Genomic DNA, 15,092 nt, shown 5'->3' with positions numbered 1-15,092 from the left:
GAGTGCCATGAACATCATCCAGAAGCTCGAGCAAGAGCAGATTGAAAAGCTGACCGCCACCCGTGCGGTCCCGGAATTCTCCCCGGGCGACACCGTGAAGGTGAACGTGAAGGTCGTCGAAGGCTCGCGCGAGCGCGTGCAGGCCTACGAGGGCGTCGTCATCGCCCGCCGCAACGCCGGCGTGAACTCCAGCTTCACCGTCCGTAAGATCAGCTACGGCGAAGGCGTGGAGCGCGTGTTCCCGCTGTACAGCCCGCGCCTGGACAGCATCGAGCTGATCCGCAAGGGTGACGTGCGTCGCGCCAAGCTGTACTACCTGCGCGATCGCCGCGGCAAGTCGGCCCGCATCTCCGAGCGCACCACCGGCCGTGGCATGAACAACAAGGACGCCTAAGGCGCCTGTTGTGAACCCAGGTGGCAGCCCTCAGGCGCCGCCCCGGTCGCACGCTTGACCAAGTACCAAGACACCCGCCGGACAGCGCGTCCGGCGGGTGTTTTCGTTTGGGGATCGGCGTCCCCCGGTCGCCCCCGAAATGCCACAGTTCCGCCCCACGGCCGCCGCCGTCGCCCCGCATCCATCGTCGGAATGGGCGCGCGCATAGGTCGCGCAAGGGGGCACAATGGCAAAGCGATGGTGGTGCGTGGGTGGCGCGTTGATGGGCTTGTCGGCGTGCGCCGAACCGGGGCCGCCTCCCCCGGCGGCAACGCCGCTCACCCCGCAGACCTTCGCCGGCGCGGCAGGCAGCATCCGGGGCAACTATCCCGGTTTCCAGATCGACGAGACCTACAGGCCCCGGCCGCCGCTGACGGGGCACTGCGCCGTGTTCGTCTGGGACCGGCCCCTGCCCGATGGCTGGGCATTGCGCGCCAAGTCCGCCTCCTGTCCCGATCCAGGCAGACCCGGGTTCCAGGTGCCGGTGGATTTGGGGCAGTTCCTGATCCCCATGGCGGAGAGCACCCTTGCCCATGGCTGGGACACGCCGCCGGAGCCTGACAGCCCGCCCACGGCGCCCAACGCCCGCCGTCCGGCCGTGGATAAGGGGCGATAGCGGCCGGCCTTATGCGCGCGGTGTTTGATCGTGGCCGCTCAAACACCCCCTTGCCGGGTGCCAGCATCCGCTGGCTTGGCTTCCTCGCTGCGCCCTGCGGTGCTCGCTCCGGTGCCCGCGGTCGCGGGCTACAGCAGCACGAGCCTCCGCCTCGTGCCGCTGGCCTCAGGGCGTCACACCCAGTCAGGGCGACACATCCAGAAAGCGGCTGGGCGTCAGATCCAGGGGATTGGGGACCCAGCCGGTGACATGGGGCGATACCAGCCGCCGCATGCTCTTGTGGAACAGCGGGATGATGGGGGTGTCATCCATCATCAACCGTTCCGCCCGGCGCAGCAGGCCGGCGCGGCGCCCCGGATCGGCCTCGCCATTGGCCTCCTCCATCAGCGCGTCGAACAGGGGATTGGCATAGCTTGGGTAGTTTTCGCGGCCGGCATCCGCCCGCATCACCGCCAGGAAGCTGTTGGCATCGGGGTAGTCGCCGATCCAGGAGGCGAACACCACATCCTTGAAAGTCTTTTCACTGGCCTTGGTGGTCACCGTTTGGAAGTCCCGATCCTCCAGGCGCACCTCGACACCCAGCACCGCGTGCCACTGGCGGGCCACCGCGGCGGCGGCGGACTGCCAGTTGGCGCCCGTGGGATGCAACAGGGTGATGACCGGCAGCGGCTTGGCCCCGGGGCCGTAACCGGCCTCGGCCATCAAGGTCCGCGCCCGCCGCTCCCGCTCCGCCTGCGGCAGGTCGCGCCAGGCGGGCCAGCCCGGTTCATACCCCGGCACGCCGGGGCTGGGCGCCAGGCGCGGCACATAGCTGTAGGCCGGCCTCTCCCCCGCCAGGACGCCGGTGGCAAGCGCCTCCCGGTCCACGGCCAGGGTCAGCGCCTCCCGCAGGGCGGGGGATGACTTCCACGGCTCATTGCGCAGGTTGAAACTCAGGAAATAGGTGTCGTAGGCCTCGGCGCTGACGAAGGCGTCCGGCAATGCCGTCCGTGCCCAGGCCACCTGATCCACCGGCAACTCGTACGTCGCCTGCAGCCGTCCCTCCTGGAACAGCCGAGTCTCCGCCTCGCGGTCCTCCAGCGGCAGGTCCCGGACGGTGTCGATGGCAACCTTGGCCCGGTCGTAATACGCGGGATTGCGCGCCAGGGTCAGGTGATCGCCAGCCACGTCTTCAACCAGGACATAGGGCCCGCTGGCGGCGTAATGGCCGGGCTGGGTGAAGGCGTCGCCATAGGCCTGCACGCTGGCCTTCTGCACGGCGAACAAGGCCTGGTGCTGCAACATGGCGAGGAAATAGGCGGTGGGCCGCACCAGCTCCACCTGGAAGGTGTGGGCGTCCAGGGCCGTCACGCCCAGGCGACGCGGGTCCTTGATCACACCCTTGGCGATGGCCTCCCCATTCACCACGATGCCCATGTAGAAGGCGAAGGGCGACGCCGTGCGCGGGTCCGCCAGGCGCTGCCAGGAAAAGACGAAGTCATCCGCCGTCACCGGCGTGCCGTCCGACCAGGCGGCGTCCCCGCGCAGCCTGAAGGTGTAGATGCGGCCATCGGGTGAGACCGTCCAGCTTTCCGCCAAGGCGGGCCGGGCGCCGCCACGGCCATCGGGCGCCAGCAGACCTTCCAGCAGGTCATTGATCACCAGGCCTTCCGATCCCAGGTCGGCGCGTTGCGGATCCAAGGTCAGCGGCACCCCGCCGATGGAGCGGACCAGCGTTTTCCCGGGCTGGGGATTGGCGGCCATGACAGGAAGCGGATGGCCAGCCATCAGGAGAAGGCCAGCCCACAGCGCCAGACGGCGGCCCCCCGCCCGGCAGCGCGACGATATCCCCATAGGCACGGCCCCCAAAGCCCCCCGCGCGCTGGCGTTGGTGCCGGCCGCCGTTCCACCGTAGTGGGGCGGCCAAACGGGGGCAAGCCCTGGCTGCCCGCCGATGCCCCACCAGCCGGGGTCAGCCCGGGACGGCCACGACCTCCGCCTCGGCGGGTGGCGATGCCGGCGGCTGGGGCGCGACCTTGGGCAGGCGCAGGAAGAAGCGGGTGCCACGGCCGGGGGCGCTGTCCACCTCGATGCGGCCGCCCAGGGTGCGGGTCACCAGGTTGAAAACGATGTTCAGTCCCAGGCCCGTGCTCCCCGCCCCGCGGCGGGTGGTGAAAAACGGGTCGAAAATGCGGGGCAAGGCCTCCGCCGGGATACCCTTGCCATCGTCGGCGAACAGGATTTCCACATGCTCCGCCGGCGGCCGCCCCACCGCCCCCGGCGTCGGCGGCAGGGAAGAGGCCGTGATGGTCAGCCGCCCCGCCTGCCCCGGCGAATACGCGTGCAAGGTGGCGTTGACGATCAGGTTGGTCAGCACCTGGCTGAGCGCCCCGGGGTAGGTGTCCAGCACCAGGGTGGCGGGACACTCTATCGTCAACGTGTGGCCCGGCCGCTTCCATTGCGGGCCCAGGCTGATGGCGATTTCCTCCAGATACGGCTTCAGCGACAGCAGGCGCCGTTCATCGCTGGTCTGGTCGACGGCGATGTTCTTGAAGCTCTGCACCAAACGCGCGGCGCGGCCGGCGTTGACGGTCATGAGGCTGGCCGTCTCCTCCACCAAATCCAGGAAGTCCATAAGGGCCGCCCGGCGGGGTGGGCCGTTCGCCAATTCCGCCCGGAAGTCGCGCAGGCGGTCGGCCAGGAAGGTGGCCGCGGTATAGCTGATGCCCACCGGCGTGTTCAGCTCATGCGCCACGCCGGCCACCAGTTCGCCCAGCGACGCCAGCTTTTCCGCCTGCACCAGGCTTTCCTGGGTGTCCCGCAGTTCCTGTAGGGCGCGCGCCGTCTCGGCGTGGGCGCGCGCCGTCTCCTCCTCATGGCGGTAGCGTTCGGTGACATCGTTGTAGATCGACACCCAACCCAGGCCGGGCATGCGGTTGCGGCGGAATTCGACGATGCGGCCGTCCTCACCCCCGATGTGGATGGTGCCGGTGCCTTCCGCGCGCTCACCATCGGGCCGGCCTTCGGGCCGGTAGCGCAGCAATTGCCATTGCACCAGCAGCTCCCGTTCCTCATCGCTGGGGATCAGTTGCGGGGGACGGGCCGCCTGCAAGGCCAGCAGACGACCCAGCCAGGGGATGGAGGCGATGGCCGCGGGGTCGAACTGGCCGGGATCCAGCCGGATGCCGTCATAGTCACCCCGGCGCGATTGCCAGCGGGCCAGATCGGGCATGTTGGGATAGGTGCGGATGATCTCGTCCGTGGCGCCGCCGATGGCGGGCCAATTGCGGCTCCACACCACGAAATTGAAGTCCTCGTCCATCACCATGAAGCCGCCGGGCACCGCCTCCATGGCGGCGCTGAGGATGGCGGACTTGCGCCGCACCTCGTCCTCGGCCAGGCGGCGGTCGGTGATGTCGTTGTAGCTGAGGACGAGGCCGCCGCCGGGGATGCGCTCCTCCACCGCGCGGTACCAGCGGTCGCCGATCAGCCCCTCGCGCGCCAGGCCGCGCTGGGACATGCCGCGCTGGGCCAGGCGCCGGGCGATGTAGGCCTCTGGATCCGCCTCCGCCTGCGGCACCTGGCCGGCGGCGATGGAATGGCGCAGCAGATCCTCGAAGCGCCAGCCCAGGATGGCTCCCGGCGGCGGCGACCGGGGAAACATGTCGTGATAGCGGTCGTTGGCGAACACCACCCGGTCGTCGGGACCGAACACGACGATGGCTTGGGAAAAGCGCTGAAGGACGGCATAAAGCTCGGCCGCCATGGCCGGCGACGGCTCGATGGAGCCCGAGTCCCACCGCCTGGACATTTCCGGTGGGTCCTCCGCTTGGCCGTTGTTGCCGTGCGCCGTCATACCGTTCCTGCCTCTCCCGGTCCCTGGCCAGACTATCCGTAACGGTAAGTCAATTTCAATCGGACGTGCTCTTTTTACGTGTGGCGTGCGCTGGACGCGGACGCGGGCCACCTCCCGCGCACGCTGAACCCTGTTGCGCCCGCCCCACGCATGTTCTACCTCTCCCGCTGTCATCCGGCCGCTATCCGGAGGACGTAGGTTTCGCCGACGCTCGCGGGTGCTATACCCTCGGGCGATATCGGGCTATACGTGCCCCCGTGCCACCCCGCTGGAGGCTGCCCTGATCCGGGCGCCTGGGGAACCGGGTTTTCAAGGAGAGTGCGAGCAATGCCGTATGTCGTGACCGAGCAGTGCATCAAGTGCAAGTACACCGACTGCGTGGAAGTGTGCCCCGTGGACTGCTTCTACGAGGGTGACAACATGCTGGTCATCCATCCCGATGAATGCATCGACTGCGGCGTCTGCGAACCGGAATGCCCGGCCGAGGCCATCCTGCCGGACACCGACGGCCGGGCCGAGGAATGGCTGGAACTGAACCGGCAGTACGCCGCCGCCTGGCCCAACCTGAACCGCAAGAAGCCCGCCCCGGCGGACGCCGACGCCTTCAAGGGCGTGCCGGACAAGTTCAAGACCTATTTCAGCGACAAGCCCGGCAACGGCAACTGAGACAGGCGTCAGGCGCCGCCAGCCACCGGGCCGGGCGGCGCTTTGTCTTTCCTTTGGGCGGAGCCGCCCAAATCTTAAGCGGCTTCTGCCTAAGACATGCGCGATTCGCATGTCCGACATCCTGGCCCATACCAGGAACTTAAGTCGAACGCGGTCTTGTTGACCTGTCATCGCATCGTCATATCGGTTATAGTTCTGGACGCGAGAATAGGCACGCCGTTCGCGAACGCTTAAGCGTGCCCCATTCCCCCAGCGCCTTCGTGCTGTCTGTCCGTTGTCGCGGCCCCTGGCAGGCCGACAGCGACCTTTGCATGCCGTTCCGGGCGTCCAGGCCCGCCTCCCCGAGGCGGGACTTTAAAAGCCGAATTGTGAGAGCCGATCCAAATGACCGATAAGCTCGATTTCGTCACTGGTGATTACGTCGTTTACCCGGCCCACGGGGTTGGACGCATCGTGGCGATCGAAAAGCATGCCATCGCCGATATGGAGGTGGTGCTGTACGCCATCACCTTCGAGAAGGAGCGCATGACGCTGAAGGTCCCCGTGACCAAGGCGAAGAACGCCGGCCTGCGCCGCTTGTCGAGCAAGGACCGGATCAAGGACGCGATGGAGACCCTGCAGGGTCCGTCCAAGATCAAGCGGATCATGTGGAGCCGCCGCGCCCAGGAGTATGAGGCCAAGATCAACTCCGGTGACCCCGTGTCCATCGCCGAGGTGGTGCGCGACCTGCATCGCGGCACCGACCAGTCCGACCAGTCCTACAGCGAGCGGCAGATCTACCACGCGGCGCTGGAGCGCCTGGCGCGCGAGCTTGCCGCCGTGGAAAAGATCGATGAGCGCAAGGCCACCGAGCGGTTGGAAGCGGTGCTGGCGAAGGCGGCGTAAGCCGTCCGCCGCCAAGGCTCGTCTATCCCCGCCCATTGGGGGTACGGTGCGCCGACATCACTATACTTAGTGGAAAAAGGGGCGATCCCGGTCGATCGCCCCTTTTTTCATGGGGCGGTGGCGCATACACTGACCGGTAACTTTCTCCTGCCGGTCTGACCCTTCGCATGAACGAACAAGAGCGCTTTGTCGTGCTGGGCCGTCCACGGCGCATCTGGGCCGTGGGGGCGATTCATGGCGACGTCGACCGGCTGGCCGCGTTGCACGACGACATCGGCGCCCGTTTTCAGCCCGGGGACCGGCTGGTCTATCTCGGCAACCTGATCGGTCGCGGCCCGCGCGTGCGGGACACGGTGGATGAACTGCTGTCCTTCCGTCGCGCCGTGCTGTCGGTGCGCGGGGTCATCGTCAGCGACCTGGTCTACCTGCGCGGCGGGCAGGAGGAGATGTGGCAGAAGCTGCTGCAGCTGCAATTCGCGCCCAACCCCATCGAAGTGCTGCAATGGATGATGAGCCAGGGCGTGGACGCCACCCTGGCGGCCTACGGCGGCAGCGCCTACCAGGGGGTGGCCGCCGCGCGCGACGGTGCGGTGTCGCTGGCGCGCTGGACCGGGCAACTGCGCGCCGCCCAGCGCGCCGCCCCCGGCCATGACACCCTGTTCGCCGCCCTGCGCCGCGCGGCCTATACCGAGCGGCGGCAGGACGGCCTGCCCGAGCTTCTGTTCGTGAACGCCGGCATCGACATCTCCCGCCCACTGGCCGCCCAGGGCGACAGCTTCTGGTGGGGCGGTGGCGCCTGGCACCGCATCGAGGGCGCCTACGCTGGTTTCCGCCGCGTGGTGCGCGGCTATGACCCCAGCCATGGCGGGCCGGCGGCCACGCCCCATGCCGTCACGCTGGACGGCGGCTGCGGCTTCAACGGCGCCCTGGTCTGCGGCTGCTTCGGCCCCGATGGCGAACTGCTGGAAGTGGTCGAGGTCTGATCCCCGGTTGACGACCGGCGCCCGGCGCCTCACTTAAGGGGCGTTCAGAACAGGAGCGCCCCCTTGTCCCGCATCGACGAAACCCGCCCCTTCCTGCCGGTGCAGATCGCCGTGATGACGGTGTCCGACACCCGCAACTCCACCACGGACAAATCCGGCGACACACTGGCGGAACGGTTGACCGGCGCCGGTCATGTGCTGGTGGCCCGCACCATCGTGAGGGATGACCAGGCGGCCATCACGGCGCAGTTGCGCGCCTGGATCGCCGACCCGGCGGTGGACGTCGTCATCTCCACCGGCGGCACCGGGCTGACCGGCCGCGATGTCACCCCCGAGGCGTTCGAGAGCGTTTACGAGAAGCGAATCGACGGCTTCGGCGAGATGTTCCGGACCCTGTCCTATGAGAAGATCGGCACGTCGTCCCTGCAAAGCCGGGCCACGGCCGGCGTGGCGGGGGGCACCTACCTGTTCGCCCTGCCGGGCAGCCCCAGCGCCTGCCGCGACGGCTGGGACCTGATCCTGCGCTATCAGTTGGACAACCGCTTCCGCCCCTGCAACCTGGTGGAAATCATGCCCCGCCTGCAGGAACACCGCGCCTGAGGACGGCGGCGCCGGGGCCGGCGGGACGCGATTTCGGTTAAGACCGCCCCCCGCAGTTGAAGCGCGGGGGGAAAACCTGTATCGATTCAAGGCCCGGCCGGACGGGTCCTCCCGACGCCGTCCACCCCCGTGGCCAGACGCGTTCCGAGGTCCGTCCCCGAGGGAAACCGCCGGCGGCCGGCATCGGCGACAGGCGGCAGGACGTGGGCGGCCAAGGACGCCGGCACCAAGAATGCGGGACCAGGAGAACGACCCCATGACGCGAACCTATATCTCGATGGCCAAGACCGGCGGCCAGGGCAAGACGCTGGTGGCCCAGATGCTGGTCCTGCAGCACGAGCAGAAGGGCGCGCCCGTGAAGCTGGCCGCCGCCGACAGCGACACGCTGAACCAGCGGTCCAAGTTCGGCCGCCTGTTCGCCGGCGTGAAGGAACTGGGCATCGGCGAACAGCTGACCAATATCAAGACCTCGACCGACCCCAACCTGGCCATCAAGTATTGGGACGAGTTCGGCCGCACCCTGCTGGAGGGTGGTTACGTCGTGGACGTGGGCGCCAACGTGGCCGCCGACCTGTTCGCCTGGGCCGAGGCGCGCAACGCCGGCGCCCTGCTGCGCCGCCGCAACAGCAACCCCATCGACCTGATCGTCACCACCAAGGCCGAGGCCCAGGCCATCGAGGATGCCCGCGCCCTGATCCAGTATTCGTTCGACAAGAACGAGTGGTTGCCCTTCGGCCGCCGCTTCGTGGTGTTGAACGAGGTGGCCGGCGGTTTCGGCCCCTATGAGAACGACCAGTCCTTCCGCCGCCTGAAGAGCTTCCAGAGCCAGGGCGTCGGCCTGATCACCATCAAGCGCTGCGAAAGCGACATCTGGAAGCTGCTGGAAAAGGAGTTCATCTCCGTCCGTGACGCGCTGAAGATGACCGACGCCGACCTGGAGAAGCGCTACGGCATCGACGTGTGGACCGGCCACAGCGGCCTGACCGACCTGCGCGCCTGGGCGCAGGAAACCCTGACCGCGTTCGAGAAGGCCGGCCTGTTCCCGACCACCGATCGCGCGGACGCCGAAGCGGCCTCGGCCGAGTAAGCGCCCCTCCGTTTTCTGGATCGGGCCCGGTCCCGCCCCGCCCATAAGCGGGCGGGCCGGGCTCTTTCCATTTCAAGGATGCCCCGCCTTTGGTCCGTTTCGAGAATGTCGGTCTGCGCTATGGCACCGGGCCTGAGGTGCTGCGCGACATCAGCTTCGAACTGGCGCCCGGGTCCTTTCATTTCCTGACCGGCCCCACCGGCGCCGGCAAATCCAGCCTGCTGAAGCTGCTGTACCTGGCGGAACGCCCATCCCGCGGCCTCATCACCCTGCTGGGCCATCCACTGTCAAAGACCCCGCGCAAGGCTCTGCCGGCCCTCCGCCGCCAGATCGGCGTGGTGTTCCAGGACTTCCGCCTGATGAACCACCTGACGGTGTTCGACAACGTCGCCCTGCCCTTGCGCCTGGCCGGCCAGGATGAGGCCCATGTGCAGGAAAGCGTGACGGAGCTGCTGTCGTGGGTGGGTCTGAAGGCCAAGCTGGATGAGCGCCCCTTGCGCCTGTCGGGCGGCCAGAAGCAGCTGGTGGCCATCGCCCGGGCCGTGGTCACCCGGCCCAAGCTGATCATCGCCGACGAGCCCACGGGCAACATCGACCGCGAGATGAGCCTGCGCATCATGCGGCTGTTCATCGAGCTGAACAAGCTGGGCACCACCTGCCTGGTGGCAACCCACGACATGGTGCTGGTCGATCGCCTGCAGAAGCCGGTGATGGAGCTTTACGAGGGCAAGCTGGCCGAATCCGGCTGGTGGATGCAGGGGGTGGTCAGTGGCGGCGCCCCCGGCCAGGAGTTGCCGGACGATCTGTCCCCCGACTTCTGAGCCCTTTTGACCCAGCACAAATCGCGGATGCGGCCCCTGGTGTTAATCTCCCCTTCAGGGTTGTCCTTTACCCTCGGCGTCGGGGACATCCGTACCAAACGCGGAGTCGGCTTGGCCGCCGATTCCTGGTATTCAATCGATCGCCTCACCCTCTTCGCGGCCTTTCGGCCGCCCCTGACGGAGTACCGACCCCGGTGACCAAGCCCGCCCGCGACGCCGCCCAAAAGCCGGCCGACCATTACCTGGACGATATCCAGGCCGCCGGCGCCCTGCCCTTCATCCTCGTGCATCTGGCCTGCCTGGGCGCCATCTGGACAGGGGTCTATTGGCAAGACGTGGCCCTGGCGGTGGGCCTCTACGGCCTGCGCATGTTCGGCATCACCGGCGGCTATCACCGCTATTTCTCGCATCGCGCCTACAAGACCAGCCGCTGGTTCCAGTTCATCCTGGCGTTCATCGCCCAGACCTCGGCCCAGCGCGGCATCCTGTGGTGGGCGGCCAAGCATCGCCACCATCACCGCTATTCCGATACCCCGGCGGACGTCCATTCCCCGGCCCAGCGCGGCTTCTGGTACGCGCACATGGGCTGGATCTTCACGGCCCGCCATGACAAGACCGACCTGGCCGCCGTGCCGGATCTGGCCAAGTTCCCCGAGCTGCGCTTCCTGGATCGGTTCCACTACCTGCCGGCCTTCATCCTGGCCGTCGCCGTGTGGTTCGCGGCCGGCTGGTCCGGCCTGGTGGTGGGCTTCTTCTGGAGCACCGTCGCCACCTATCACGGCACCTTCTGCATCAACTCCCTGGCCCATGTGTACGGCCGCCGCCGTTACCTGACCGGCGACGATAGCCGCAACAACTGGTGGTTCGCCCTGCTGACCATGGGCGAGGGCTGGCACAACAACCACCACGCCTATCAAAGCGCCGCCTGCCAGGGTTTCCGCTGGTGGGAGATCGACACCACCTATTACATCCTGAAGGCGCTGTCCTGGGTGGGCATCACCTGGGACCTGCATCGCCCGCCCGCCGCCGTGGTGCGGGGGGAGCAGCGGCTGGGGAAGGCCATCATCGAAAAGGCCGCTAGCCAACTGGTCGCCACCTTCCATGTGGAGCAGATCGCCGCCCGGCTGCAGGCCACGCTGGCCGACACGCCCTCGCTGGCCGACGTGAAGGCCGAACTGCAGCACAAGCTGGAAAACGCCCGGGCCCAGGCGGAGGCCATGCTGGCCTCGCTGCATATGCCCGAGCTACACATGCCCAGCTTGCCCGACCTGCACATGCCGACCATGCCCACCCTGCCGACGCGCGATGAGTTGAAGGACCGGGCGGCCGCCATGTTCGTGCGCACGCCGTCGATGGACGACATCGTCGACCGGGCCCGGCAATTGCTGATCGAGGCCGTCTGCGCCCGCTTGGCCGTCGCCGCCGCCTGACACCAACCAGCGTGAAAAGGCCGCCGGGGCTTTCCCTGGCGGCCTTTTTGCTATCTGGAACTCGGAGTTGGCCGCTGCGCCCACCCTAATGTTCATGTTGTGTTCTGTTTTTGACGGCGATAGGCTATCCTCCGGGTAACGGAGGAAGCCATGGTCGACATCCTGGATGACCGCCCGCTGAAAGGCCGAGGCACGCACTCCAACCGCGCGGGACGGTTCGAGGCGCACAGCCGCCTGCGGACCGATGACGGCTGGGCCCGGGTGGGAAGCGATGGCTGGGACGGGGAGGCGGACCTGGAGATGGCGCCGGCCACCCAGGTGCGCCTGGACACCTCACGCAGTGTCATCAGCTACAACGACAGCCCGGACGTCAATTTCGACCGGTCCATCAACCCCTATCGGGGATGCGAGCATGGCTGCGTCTACTGCTTCGCCCGGCCCAGCCATGCCTATCTGGGGCACTCCCCCGGCCTGGATTTCGAAACCATCCTCTATGCGAAACGGGATGCCCCCGCTGTGCTGGCCAAGGAACTGCGGGCCAAGGGCTATGTTCCCCGCCCCATCGCGCTGGGTGCCAACACCGACGCCTACCAGCCGGTGGAGCGAGCGGAGCGCATCACCCGCGGCGTGCTGGAGGTGCTGCGAGATTTCCGCCACCCGGTGGGCATCATCACCAAGTCCCCCCTGGTGCTGCGTGACCTGGACATCCTGGCCCCCATGGCGGCCGACGGCTTGGCCCGGGTCGCCATCTCCATCACCACGCTGGACCGCGATCTGGCCCGCCGGCTGGAGCCGCGCGCCGGCACGCCGCAACGCCGGCTGGAAGCGGTACGCCAGCTGTCCCAGGCCGGCGTGCCGGTCAGCGTGCTCGCCTCCCCCATGATCCCTGCCCTGAACGACAATGAACTGGAAGCCATCCTGGCGGCAGCCAAGGACGCGGGAGCCCACCAGGCCCATTACATCCTGCTGCGGCTGCCGCGCGAGTTGGCGGGCCTGATGGAGGAATGGTTGCGCCTGCACGTACCCGACCGGGCCGACCGTGTGCTGAGCCTTATCCGGCAATGCCGCGATGGCGGCCACAACCACTCCCAATTCGGCACCCGGATGCGCGGCACCGGCGCCTACGCCCAACTGCTGGCCGCGCGCCACAGGCTGGCAACGCGGCGGTTGGGCCTGGATCAGCGGCGCTGGGACATGCGCTGTGACCTGTTCCAGCCGCCGCCGCAGCCGGGCAACCAACTGGCGCTGTTCTGACGGCCGCTCCCACGGCCCTGAAATGCCAAAAGGCCGGCCCCGCGAGGGACCGGCCTTTGCTGTTTCCACGGGCGCCGGGGGCGCTGGAAGCAAGCGGATCAGAACTGGGTGATGCCAGCCTGGATCAGGTACAGGCGGGCGATGTCGGCGGTGCCGTCGGTGCCCTTGATGGCCTTCATGGTGTCCACGGCCTTCTGCTTCTGGCCAGCGGCGATGTAGGCCTGGACCAGGCGCAGCTTGGCCTCTTCCGGGTACTTCAGCTGGTCCTTCTTGATGCCGGCCTGAATAACCTCGATGGCCTTGGCGGCGTTGCCCAGGGCCAGGTACTGCGTGCCGACGCGGACCAGCTGCTTGCCGTCCGGCTGGGCATTGGCTTCCTTCTCGTCATCCGGCAGCTTGCGCTGATCGTCATCGACCTGCTTGCCGGCCATGTCGGCCAGACGCTTCTCGCGGTCGCCCTGGGCTTTACCCAGGATGCCGGCCTTGAAGCCCTTGTCCATCACGGCCTTGGCCTCAGCGCCCAGGCCGTCGCTCATGGCCAGCTGGGCGAATTCCAGGTACGGACCGGGATCCTTGACCAGACCGGCGCCCAGCTGCAGGCGCAGCACGTCGATCTGCAGACGGTTGGAGTTGAAGCCCGGCAGCTTCTGCACGCCGCGGATCACGCTCTCCCAGCTTTCCTGATCGGGGTAGTTGATCAGGATGCGTTCCATGGCCTCAACGAAGGCCGGCTTGTGATCCATGTTGTATTCGGCGCTGGCGATGGTCTGCAGCAGCACCTTGGACGGCTTGCCACCCTGGGCCTGGATCATGGCGCGCGCGGCCTTGGAGGCGTTGGCGTAGTCCTTCTGGTCCAGATAAATCTGGATGGCCAGTTCCTTCAGGCGGTTGTCGGTACCGCCGTCCTTGTAATAGCGGTCGGAGGCGGCGGAGAACTTCGCATAGTTCTTCACGCTGAAATAAGCCTCGGCGATCAGCTTGTCGCGGTTCACCTTGTCCGTGTCCGGAAGCTGGCAGCTGGACAGGGTCGCTTCCAGCGACTTCGCGAAGTTGCCCATGTCCTTCTGGCCGCTGTAGGCCGAGGCGCGCAGCGTCTCGAAGGTGCAGGTCTCGAACGGCGACTTGGTCTTGCTGGCCTTCTCGGCCTCGTCGATCTTGTCCAAGGCTTCCTTGAACTTGCCAGCCTTCAGCGCGGTCTGGGCTTCCTGCAGCGGCTTGCCGACTTCCGGGCTGAACTTCTTGGCTTCGGCGGCGTGGGCCGGCGTGGTGGCGCTGATGACAACGGCGCCGCCCATGGTGAGCGCCGAGGCGAGCAGTGCGGCACGAAGGAAGTGCGTGGCGATCATTCCGAGGACTCTACCTGCTTTGTTGAAGGGCTGGACCGACGAGCGGCCCCTCATGTCGGGAAATCGAGACTGGCGGGAAATCTAATCGATGATTGGGGTGAAATCGGGACGACAACCCGATGCAAGGCCCGCGCCCCAAAAGATCACGGACCCTGGAACATGGTAACGGCGGAAACGGTAACGGCGGCCCCGCACCCCAGACAAGCTTGGGTAACGAGAGGCCGCCGTCGACACGGACTTAATCCATGAACTGTTCCGCACCCACCAGGCCCAGCTTGGTCACGCCCAAGCGCTGGGCCGAGGCCATGACCATCGCCACGGTGTTGTACTTGGCCAACTTATTCGGCCAAAGATGAACCTCGGGCTGTGGGTTCTTCAGGGCGGCGTCCTTGAGACGCAGCTCAAGTTCATGGCGATCAACGGTGGTTCCGTTCCACTGAATCGTGTTGTCGAAATCCACCATGATATTGACCACCTCAGGCGGTGTCGTATTGGACTGCGGCGGGGTCGCCGACGGCATGTCCAACTTCACCGCATGGGTTTGGATCGGAATGGTGATGATCAGCATGATGATCAGCACCAACATCACGTCGATAAGCGGCGTGGTGTTGATGTCCATCATGGCTTCGTCTTCACCACCTCCGCCAACGTTCATACCCATGGCTTAAACTCCTTCGGCGGAACCGTTACTGCGCGGCCGGGATCGCGCCCGCCGGCGGCTCGGTGATGAAACCGATCTTCACGATACCAGCCCGCTGGGCGGCAACCACGACCCGGCCCACATATTCGTAGCGCGCGTTCTTGTCGCCACGGATGTGAACTTCCGGCTGGGGCTGCTCCACGGCCCGCTGCTTGAGCTTGTCAAGCAGGGTCGTGTAGTCCGGCATCTTGGTTTCGTTCCAGAAGATGTCGCCGTCCCGGTTTACCGCGATGACGATGTTCTCCGGTTTCGTCTTGGTTGGCTGATTACGTTCCTTGGGAAGGTCCACCGGCACCGTGTGGGTCACGACGGGGACCGTGATCAGGAAAATGATCAGCAGCACCAGCATGATGTCGACGAGGGGGGTCGTATTGATCGCGGATACGACCTCGCCATCATCATCAGCATCGCCGGAAGCGACGTTCATCCCCATGGT

15 protein-coding genes are annotated in these 15,092 nt (G+C 66.9%); 10 read left to right on the top strand and 5 right to left on the bottom strand.

The window, feature by feature from the left end; genetic code table 11:
• Positions 1–7 precede the first annotated feature (7 nt).
• The gene (gene rplS / locus UCD39_RS22210; protein WP_145729941.1) at positions 8–394 is read left to right on the top strand and encodes a 50S ribosomal protein L19; all 387 of its coding nucleotides are present in this window, start codon (positions 8–10) and stop codon (positions 392–394) included.
• A 262-nt stretch (positions 395–656) separates the two neighbouring features.
• Positions 657–1,049 (top strand): hypothetical protein, encoded by a 393-nt coding sequence (locus UCD39_RS22205; protein ID WP_330497908.1) that lies wholly within the window; start codon positions 657–659, stop codon positions 1,047–1,049.
• Between the two features lie 183 nt (positions 1,050–1,232).
• Here UCD39_RS22205 and UCD39_RS22200 read toward each other — a convergent pair whose 3' ends face one another.
• Together UCD39_RS22200 and UCD39_RS22195 are read right to left on the bottom strand one after the other, a co-directional pair.
• Complete coding sequence (locus UCD39_RS22200; RefSeq protein ID WP_330497907.1) at positions 1,233–2,816, bottom strand: peptide ABC transporter substrate-binding protein; 1,584 nt, start codon at positions 2,814–2,816, stop codon at positions 1,233–1,235.
• A 184-nt stretch (positions 2,817–3,000) separates the two neighbouring features.
• Positions 3,001–4,884, bottom strand: coding sequence for a PAS-domain containing protein (locus tag UCD39_RS22195; RefSeq protein WP_330497906.1), 1,884 nt, complete (start codon positions 4,882–4,884; stop codon positions 3,001–3,003).
• Between the two features lie 327 nt (positions 4,885–5,211).
• Here UCD39_RS22195 and fdxA point away from each other — a divergent pair, with 327 nt between their 5' ends.
• The 8 genes from fdxA (at position 5,212) to UCD39_RS22155 (ending at position 12,610) form a co-directional block, all read left to right on the top strand.
• Positions 5,212–5,550, top strand: coding sequence for a ferredoxin FdxA (gene fdxA / locus UCD39_RS22190; RefSeq protein WP_145729802.1), 339 nt, complete (start codon positions 5,212–5,214; stop codon positions 5,548–5,550).
• 384 nt (positions 5,551–5,934) lie between these two features.
• Complete coding sequence (locus tag UCD39_RS22185) at positions 5,935–6,435, top strand: CarD family transcriptional regulator (protein ID WP_145729803.1); 501 nt, start codon at positions 5,935–5,937, stop codon at positions 6,433–6,435.
• A 167-nt stretch (positions 6,436–6,602) separates the two neighbouring features.
• Positions 6,603–7,418: a metallophosphoesterase family protein gene (locus UCD39_RS22180; protein ID WP_330497905.1), complete on the top strand. Its 816-nt coding sequence runs from the start codon at positions 6,603–6,605 to the stop codon at positions 7,416–7,418.
• Between the two features lie 63 nt (positions 7,419–7,481).
• Positions 7,482–8,018: a molybdenum cofactor biosynthesis protein B gene (gene moaB, locus UCD39_RS22175; protein ID WP_330497904.1), complete on the top strand. Its 537-nt coding sequence runs from the start codon at positions 7,482–7,484 to the stop codon at positions 8,016–8,018.
• A 256-nt stretch (positions 8,019–8,274) separates the two neighbouring features.
• Positions 8,275–9,105, top strand: a complete 831-nt coding sequence (locus UCD39_RS22170; RefSeq protein ID WP_246130145.1) for a hypothetical protein — start codon at positions 8,275–8,277, stop codon at positions 9,103–9,105.
• A gap of 89 nt (positions 9,106–9,194) precedes the next feature.
• The gene (gene ftsE / locus UCD39_RS22165) at positions 9,195–9,926 is read left to right on the top strand and encodes a cell division ATP-binding protein FtsE (protein ID WP_330497903.1); all 732 of its coding nucleotides are present in this window, start codon (positions 9,195–9,197) and stop codon (positions 9,924–9,926) included.
• A 194-nt stretch (positions 9,927–10,120) separates the two neighbouring features.
• On the top strand, positions 10,121–11,356 hold the full coding sequence (locus tag UCD39_RS22160; protein ID WP_330497902.1) for an acyl-CoA desaturase: 1,236 nt from the start codon (positions 10,121–10,123) through the stop codon (positions 11,354–11,356).
• A gap of 150 nt (positions 11,357–11,506) precedes the next feature.
• Entirely contained in the window at positions 11,507–12,610 is a 1,104-nt protein-coding gene (locus tag UCD39_RS22155) for a PA0069 family radical SAM protein (RefSeq protein ID WP_330497901.1), read from the top strand.
• Positions 12,611–12,708: 98 nt separating this feature from the next.
• On the opposite strand, the gene UCD39_RS22150 is transcribed toward UCD39_RS22155, so the two are convergent.
• The 3 genes from UCD39_RS22150 to UCD39_RS22140 form a co-directional block, all read right to left on the bottom strand.
• A complete protein-coding gene (locus UCD39_RS22150; RefSeq protein ID WP_330497900.1) occupies positions 12,709–13,956 on the bottom strand; it encodes a hypothetical protein in 1,248 nt (415 codons plus the stop codon).
• Positions 13,957–14,194: 238 nt separating this feature from the next.
• A complete protein-coding gene (locus UCD39_RS22145; protein WP_145611263.1) occupies positions 14,195–14,617 on the bottom strand; it encodes an ExbD/TolR family protein in 423 nt (140 codons plus the stop codon).
• Between the two features lie 25 nt (positions 14,618–14,642).
• Positions 14,643–15,089, bottom strand: a complete 447-nt coding sequence (locus UCD39_RS22140) for an ExbD/TolR family protein (RefSeq protein ID WP_211101905.1) — start codon at positions 15,087–15,089, stop codon at positions 14,643–14,645.
• Positions 15,090–15,092: the final 3 nt, after the last annotated feature.

This window comes from Nitrospirillum karajorum (assembly GCF_036348415.1).
Lineage (GTDB): Bacteria > Pseudomonadota > Alphaproteobacteria > Azospirillales > Azospirillaceae > Nitrospirillum > Nitrospirillum amazonense_B.
Note: the sequence above shows the minus strand (reverse complement) of the source record. Positions and strands in the feature narration are given on the sequence as shown.

Coding starts and splice junctions, on each gene's coding strand:
- rplS (WP_145729941.1), top strand. CDS start 8: ATGAACATCATCCAGAAGCTCGAGCAAGAGCAGATTGAAAAGCTGACC.
- UCD39_RS22140 (WP_211101905.1), bottom strand. CDS start 15,089: ATGGGGATGAACGTCGCTTCCGGCGATGCTGATGATGATGGCGAGGTC.
- UCD39_RS22150 (WP_330497900.1), bottom strand. CDS start 13,956: ATGATCGCCACGCACTTCCTTCGTGCCGCACTGCTCGCCTCGGCGCTC.
- UCD39_RS22200 (WP_330497907.1), bottom strand. CDS start 2,816: ATGGCTGGCCATCCGCTTCCTGTCATGGCCGCCAATCCCCAGCCCGGG.
- UCD39_RS22145 (WP_145611263.1), bottom strand. CDS start 14,617: ATGGGTATGAACGTTGGCGGAGGTGGTGAAGACGAAGCCATGATGGAC.
- UCD39_RS22155 (WP_330497901.1), top strand. CDS start 11,507: ATGGTCGACATCCTGGATGACCGCCCGCTGAAAGGCCGAGGCACGCAC.
- UCD39_RS22185 (WP_145729803.1), top strand. CDS start 5,935: ATGACCGATAAGCTCGATTTCGTCACTGGTGATTACGTCGTTTACCCG.
- UCD39_RS22170 (WP_246130145.1), top strand. CDS start 8,275: ATGACGCGAACCTATATCTCGATGGCCAAGACCGGCGGCCAGGGCAAG.
- UCD39_RS22180 (WP_330497905.1), top strand. CDS start 6,603: ATGAACGAACAAGAGCGCTTTGTCGTGCTGGGCCGTCCACGGCGCATC.
- fdxA (WP_145729802.1), top strand. CDS start 5,212: ATGCCGTATGTCGTGACCGAGCAGTGCATCAAGTGCAAGTACACCGAC.
- UCD39_RS22205 (WP_330497908.1), top strand. CDS start 657: ATGGGCTTGTCGGCGTGCGCCGAACCGGGGCCGCCTCCCCCGGCGGCA.
- UCD39_RS22195 (WP_330497906.1), bottom strand. CDS start 4,884: ATGACGGCGCACGGCAACAACGGCCAAGCGGAGGACCCACCGGAAATG.